Genomic DNA, 6616 nt, shown 5'->3' on the forward strand with positions numbered 1-6616 from the left:
TAAGCTCTGACTGTCTTAGTTTGGGTTCTTCTCTTTTTTCTGGTCATTTTTGGAAGCGACTTTCTTTTTACGATCTTATGTTCGCGTCTAGCCGTATTATATCACAACAGCTCGTCCAAATACATTGATAACATGACCTAGAATAGAAAAAGACTACAAATAAGCATTAGTAGTCTTTAATTGTTATTTTTGACTATATATTTTTACAGCTGCTGACTTCCCAGGCCAGGCCCAGTTTCTGGGACTGAAAAGCTGCCGGGATCAAGAGATAGTCACCAGATAAGTCCGCCAGGTTTGCCAAGATGTCCTCAAAGCTAGCATGGCCGATGATTCCGATATCTGCTTTATCTTGCATTTTTTCCCGGTAAAAAACTGCCGCCTTCCAGCTGTCGGTTGCCTCCAGCCCTAACGTGTGCAGCCGCACTAGTATTCCCGGCATTCCTGCCGGTAGCGGGCCAATTCTTCCTGCAGGCGCTGCAAATTGCTGGATTCAAACTGCTCGCAGATGGCCTTGGCCAGTTCCAAAGCGATCACGCTTTGGATAACCAGGGAGGCCGCCACGATTGAGGTCGTGTCTGACCGCTCAATGCTGGCCAGATGCTTTTCCTTGGTATTGATGTCCACCGTCTGCAAAGGCTGGTAGAGGGTCGGAATCGGCTTCATGGCTACGTTCATGACTAGCGGCATCCCGTTGGTCATTCCTCCTTCAAAGCCGCCCAGGTGGTCGCTGAGGCGGGTAAAGCCAGTCCCCTTTTCCCAGTCGATCTGGTCCATGACCTGGCTGCCGAACTTGGTCCCCAGTTCAAAACCGTCCCCGAAGCTGACCCCCTTCATGGCATTGACGCCGACAGCGGCCGCGGCCAGCTTGGCGTCTAATTTCGTATCCCAGCTTACGTAACTGCCCAGCCCCGCCGGCAAGCCAGTTGCCACCAAGCGGATGATCCCGCCCAAGGTGTCGCCCTTTTCCTTGGTCTCTGAAATCAGCTTATGCAAATCTTCCACCTTGTCCTGGTCGATGACGTGCATGTCATTTTGAAAAATCTTTTCCCGGATCTCACTAACGTCCAGGGGCTTTTCTGAATCAGCCGCAACTTGCCCGACTTGTGCCACATAAGCCACCAAGTCGATATCCAGCTGCCGCAAAAACTGCTGAGCGATATTGCCTAAGGCTACCCGCAGGGTGGTTTCTCTGGCTGATGACCGCTCCAAAACATTGCGCAAATCCCGGTGCCGGTACTTCATCCCGCCGACCAAATCGGCGTGGCCTGGCCGCGGGTGCTCGAGTTTCCGCTGGGAGTTTTCCGCCGTTTCTTCAGCAGTCGGCGACATGATCTCACCCCAGTTGCCGTGGTCCCGGTTTTTGACCACCAAGGCTACCGGCCCGCCCAGGGTCACCTGGTGGCGGACCCCGCCAACGAATTCAACCTGGTCTTTTTCGATTTTTTGCCGGTCGCCCCGGCCAAAGCCTCCCTGCCGCTGGCTTAAAGCAGCGTTGACTTCGGCAATGTCGATCTTCAGGCCCGCCGGCAGGCCTTCAATAATCGCCGTCAATTGTGGTCCATGGGATTCCCCCGCGGTTAAGTAGTACATGTGAGCTCCTTTGTTTTTATGCCTTATCTTCTATGTTTTCTCTTTTTACTTTTTTCTTTTTTGCTATTAGCTTTTTCTTCAACAATCATGCCAAAAGTTAACGGACAGCCGTCATGAGCTTGCCTTCTTCATTCCAGGCCTGGCAGAAGTCCAGGATCTGCTGGCAGATTTCTTCCGGGCTTAAGTGGTCGGTCTGGATCTTCAAATTGGCCACCTGCTCGTATCTTTCCTGCCGGCTGGCCTTGAGCTTGGCCATGCCCTCTACGTCCAGGCTGTTGGCAAGCGGGCGATTCTTGTCATTGCCGATCCTGTCAACAATAGTCTCGATCTCCGCGTCCAAAAGGATTACCGGAGCACCGGAATTGATCAAGCAAGCGGCGTTGTCGTCCCGCATCGGGGTCCCGCCCCCGGTCGTGATCACCGCGTCTTGGTTGATGTTGTCTACTAAAGCCCGGTGCTCGCAGAGGCGGAAGTGGTCTTCGCCGAATTTGGCAAAAATTTCCGGGATGGTCATCCTCTCTCTTTCAACAATGGCCTGGTCTAAGTCGATCTGCAGCTGGTTTAACTTTTTCGCCAGCAAATCGCCAACCGTCGTTTTCCCGCATGCCATGAAGCCTACTAATACAATTCTCATCTTGTCCACTCTTTCTAAGCTAAAAAATAAAAACCACCTGTTTTGGAAGACGTCTCCAATCCAGATGGTTGCAAATTCTATAAAGAGTGGGCCCTTGCCCTCAGCCATGCTAGATTGAATTTGTATCTAGCAGGCTCAACAAACATTGGCTAGCTGAGATACGAACGTCTCGCGTCCGTATCCGCGGACGCTTTAGTCGAAATAAGCATAGCCATAAAAGAAACTAGTCATGTTTGTCTTGAGCAAGTTCATTGTTAGATCCTCTCTTTTAAATGATTGTTTGATTAAAAATATTAAAACATCTCTCATTGATTCTGTCAAGCTTTTAAGCAAAAAAGTCAAACAGCGAGAGTGGAAAATAGAAAAAGAAGGATATTTCCTATCTTTCCTGCTTAGGCCGGTAATAACGGCGGCCGTCCTGGGACAAAAGCGGCGGGGTAAATTCTCCCGGCTTGGTCGTGGACAGTTCAGTCGTGATGGCATTGACCGCCGCGTCCAGGTCGTCGATCCGGTGCAAAAGCTCTGCTTCAAGAAGCGCCGGCAGTTTTGGTGACCCGTACTCATAGCGGCCATGGTGGGATAAGACCATGTGCCGCAGTAAAAGCAGGTCTTCACTGGCCAGGTCGATTCCCAGTTCCTGGGCGGCCAGCATCAGCTGCTCGTCGATCAAAACCAGGTGGCCAACCAAGTTGCCTTCTGCCGTGTACTGAGTCGCAACAGGCCCCGACAATTCCAGCACCTTGCCCATGTCGTGCAGAATGCAGCCGGCATAAAGAAGCGACCGGTTGACGGCAGGATAATTGTCAGCTAAGCCTCTGGCGTCTTTCAGCATGGTCAAAGTGTGGAAGGCCAAGCCGCCCTTATAGGCGTGGTGGTTAGACTTGCCAGCCGGATAAGCGAAGAAGCGGCTGGACCACTTTTTCAAAAGGAAGTCCACCAGGTCATGCCAGTGCTTATTGTCGATCTGAGCCACAAAACCCTTGATCTCCTTCTCCATCTCAGCTGGCTTTTCCGGAGCAGAGGCCACCAATTGGCTTAAGTCCACCTGGTCATCTGGGCTGACCGGATGAATGCTGAAAAGCTTGATCTGGTCATGGTTGTGGTAGTCCTCAATCATCCCTGAAGCCTCAACCACCGTACCGGCATTGAAGCGGCTGGCGTCTTCTGCCTTGGCCTGCCAGTAATTGGCCCGGATGCTGCCAGAAGAGTCGGCCAGCTGCATGAGCAGGTAGTGCTTGCCCCTCTTGTCTTGGCGCAGCTGGGAATTCTTGACCATCAAGACCAGATCAAATTCTTCCCCTTCATTGTAATCGAGCAAACGTTTAAGCATTTTGCTCCCCCTTCTTATATCTGATTGGCGCAGCACTGACGGCTTCAGCCAAGTCTTCTCTGGCCGTAAAGACCAGGATCTGCTTGTCCTCGCTCATCTTCTTGAGCATGTCCACAATGTAGCCGGTCCGCGGGCCGTCGAAGTTGACGAATGAATCGTCGATCAAGACCGGCAGGTCGATCTTGTCCTTGATCTGCATGACAAAAGCCAGTTTCAAGGCAAAATAGAGCTGCTCTTGAGTCCCCCGGGACAGGTAGGCCAGAGGGATCTTCTTTTTGTCTTTTCTGACCACCTTAAGCGGGGTCTTCTTGGACAATTTGGCTGGCAAAAGGATTTCCCGGTAGCGGCCGCCAGTCAGAATTTCCAGGTATTCCTGGGCTAATTTCAGCATCTTCGGGAAGCGGTCGTTTGAGGCCAGATCCAGGGTCCGGCCAATGACTTCCCCGGCTAACAGGCTGGCCAGGTAGTCCTGGCTGTCTCTTCTGAAGCTGTCGGCAATTTCAGCCAGCATCTGCTTGTCTTCAGCTACCTGGCTGGAAGAAGCGTAGCGCTTTTCATCCGCCAAAAGGTTGGCCATTTCCTGTTGGCGGGCTGAGACGGCTCTTTGCTTATCAGCCAGCTCTTTTTCCAGCTCTTGCTTTTGCCCCAGCAATTTTGCAGAATCCAGGCCATTTTCTTCAAAAGCCGCTAACTGGTCACCCAAGTTATTCTTTAAAGCGGTAATCTGGGCGGCCAGGGCCTTTTGCTCCTGTTGCTTTTTGGCCAGGGCCTGGTAGCCTGCCAAGTTTTCCACCCCGGCAGTCTGGTAGATGGCCAAAAGCTGCTCAGTTAAATCACTAATCTGCTTTTGGTAGTTCAAGTTGGCCGCCTTGACCTCCTGGCTGGCCCGTAGAGCCGCGCTCTCAGCTTCCACCTGCTCTTCCAAGCGGCCCAGCTGCTGGCCGATAGCCGCAATATCGCTGCCTTGCAGGCCCAATTGCCGGGCCAGGTCAGCGGCCTTCCCCTCTTTATTGGCGAGTTCTGCTTGACTATTTGCCAAGTCCCGCCGGTTGATGGCCAGGTCCCGGTAAGGGGCAAGCAAGGAGTCGACCTTAACGCTGGCATCGATGCCGTACTTTTCCTTAAAGGCGCTAGCCTTGTCTGGCCCCTTGGCAGGCTTTTTGAAGTAGGCATAAGCCGCTAAAGCCGCGCCGGCAAGGATTAACAATATTGCCAAAATCCGGTTTTGCCCGATCAAAGCCAGACCAATTACGGCCACGATCAAGCCGACATATGGCGGCAGGGTCTTAGGCGCGGCTTCAGTTTTTTGGCTTTCTTCCCAGTCAGCCTGCATCTGCTGGAACTGGTCCATGGATAAATCAGCCACTTGGTCTAAATGCGGGGTCAGTTCTAAGAGGCTGGCCTGCTTTTCTTCCAGCTGCTTGACCTGCTGCTTGAGCATTTCCAGGCTCTGGCTGATTTGCCCCAGTTCCTGCCGCCAGGCCCGGACCTGGTCCTTTCTTTTGGCCAAAAGGGCTGGGTCAACTGCTGCTTTTTCTTCCTTGATGGAAGCCTTGAGGGCCTTGATCTGGGCATTAAGGTCCAGGGCCTTTTGGTAGAGCTCCTGGTCAAAAGCTACCGGGCTGACCTGCTTTTTAAGGCCTAAATAAGTCTGGTAGTTTTTCACCTGCTCCAGCTGCTTGTCCAGCTTACTTAACTGGCCATTTACTTCCTGGACTTCTTTTTCCAGCTTTTTAGCTTCTTTTTCTTCAGCCAGCCGCTGGACTTCCAGCTGCTGGTAGGCGTCGAATTCCTGGCCATCAGAAGCGACCTTATCTCTTTGCTCAGCCAATTTGAGCAAGTCCTGGTTGACCGGGGCCTTTTTCCCGCTTGGCTTGAAGAGGTCTTTGGCTTCCTTGTCAAAGTCGGCTCGGATGGCCAAAAGCTGGCTGCTCTGGGCTGCCCCCAGATAGTAGATGTTCTCCAGGATTTCGCCTTCAGACAAGGAGCTGACCTGGCGGAGGAGGTCTTCGTTAAAGATAAAGCTTTCCGCGTAAAAGCTCCCATCAATGTTTTGAATCTGGTCGTAAAAGACGCTGGCTGGGAATTCCTGGCCGTTTAAGAGGACCTTGACTGCCCCGGTCTTGCTCTTGTCCCCCTTGCTCCAGGTCCGCTCCAGGGTGAATTCTCCTTCACCGCTGGCAAAGACCAACTGGCCCCCCATCGGGTAGCTCTTGGTCAGGGGTTCATAGTCTTCAAAAAAGACTGAGCTGGTGTTTTTCAAATTGAAGCCAAAAAGGATCTGCTTGATGAAGGCCACGGTCGTACTCTTGCCGGCTTCATTGCCCCCGAAGAAGGCCGCTAAATTGCCCTCTGGCAGGTCAAAAGTCTCCTGGCTGAACTGGCCGAAATTGTAGATTTGAATCTGCTTGAGTCTCATTCTTCTCCCCCAGTCATTGCCTGCAGGCGGCTGGCCAGCTTGACAGCCACCAAGTCCCTGACCTGGCCGCGGAATTCCTCGTCTTCTAAAAGGCGGCGGGCATATGGGTCCTTCTTGGCCCAAGAAGCGGCCAGCTGCTGGATTTTCTCGTCGGTCAGAACTTCTTTTTCAGCAGCGGCCAGGGCTTCCCGGTCGCTGTTGTTGAGGCTGACCAGGCCCCGGATGGATAAACGGACGTCAACCAATTGTGATGGCGCCAAAGCCGCGGACAGGCCGGCCCAGGCCTCCTGGTCCTGCCAAAGGTCGAGCTCTTCACTGGTCAAATATTCTGAGCCCGAAATCTTCAAGCTGAAATAAGTCTTGCCTTGACTGTTTTTTTGCAAAAGCTCCAGGGCTTTAGCATGCAAATTGCTTTTGTCAATTGCCTGGTCCAGTTCTAAAGTCAGCTGCTTCCAGGTAATTGGAGCCGTCTGGACAAAAGTCAAGCTGGTCTGCCCGCTGGTCTCATCGACTTCAGCCAAGTAGCAGCCCTTCTCTCCAAGTTCGCCGACATCCCGGCCTTGGATGTTGCCGGGGTAAACGATCAGCGGCTTTTGACTTAAAATTTGCCGGGCGTGGATGTGGCCTCGGGCAAAGTAGTCAT

General features: G+C 52.6%; 6 protein-coding genes. All 6 read right to left on the bottom strand.

The features are described from left to right. Nucleotides 1-193 precede the first annotated feature (193 nt). A complete protein-coding gene (locus ACI32D_RS06710; protein WP_439775816.1) occupies nt 194-424 on the bottom strand; it encodes a hypothetical protein in 231 nt (76 codons plus the stop codon). Then, nucleotides 424-1590 carry a chorismate synthase gene (gene aroC, locus ACI32D_RS06715; protein WP_439775817.1) on the bottom strand — a complete coding sequence of 389 codons (1167 nt, stop codon included), beginning with the start codon at nt 1588-1590 and terminating at the stop codon, nt 424-426. Before aroC ends, ACI32D_RS06710 begins: the two co-directional genes overlap by 1 nt. A 97-nt stretch (nt 1591-1687) precedes the next feature. Next, nucleotides 1688-2224, bottom strand: a complete 537-nt coding sequence (locus ACI32D_RS06720) for a shikimate kinase (RefSeq protein ID WP_439775818.1) — start codon at nt 2222-2224, stop codon at nt 1688-1690. A gap of 379 nt (nt 2225-2603) precedes the next feature. Further along, nucleotides 2604-3554, bottom strand: coding sequence for a 3'-5' exoribonuclease YhaM family protein (locus ACI32D_RS06725; RefSeq protein ID WP_439775819.1), 951 nt, complete (start codon nt 3552-3554; stop codon nt 2604-2606). Then, nucleotides 3547-5973: an AAA family ATPase gene (locus ACI32D_RS06730; RefSeq protein ID WP_439775820.1), complete on the bottom strand. Its 2427-nt coding sequence runs from the start codon at nt 5971-5973 to the stop codon at nt 3547-3549. Before ACI32D_RS06730 ends, ACI32D_RS06725 begins: the two co-directional genes overlap by 8 nt. Beyond that, nucleotides 5970-6616, bottom strand: a 647-nt coding sequence (locus ACI32D_RS06735) for a metallophosphoesterase family protein (protein ID WP_439775821.1), incomplete at its 5' end; no start/stop codon positions are given. The genes ACI32D_RS06730 and ACI32D_RS06735, both read right to left, overlap by 4 nt.

Source organism: Lactobacillus sp., assembly GCF_051873315.1.
Taxonomy (GTDB): domain Bacteria; phylum Bacillota; class Bacilli; order Lactobacillales; family Lactobacillaceae; genus Lactobacillus.

Bases quoted from the DNA above. Each gene is read 5' to 3' on its own strand.
- aroC (WP_439775817.1), bottom strand. From the start codon at position 1,590: ATGTACTACTTAACCGCGGGGGAATCCCATGGACCACAATTGACGGCG.
- ACI32D_RS06720 (WP_439775818.1), bottom strand. From the start codon at position 2,224: ATGAGAATTGTATTAGTAGGCTTCATGGCATGCGGGAAAACGACGGTT.
- ACI32D_RS06725 (WP_439775819.1), bottom strand. From the start codon at position 3,554: ATGCTTAAACGTTTGCTCGATTACAATGAAGGGGAAGAATTTGATCTG.
- ACI32D_RS06730 (WP_439775820.1), bottom strand. From the start codon at position 5,973: ATGAGACTCAAGCAGATTCAAATCTACAATTTCGGCCAGTTCAGCCAG.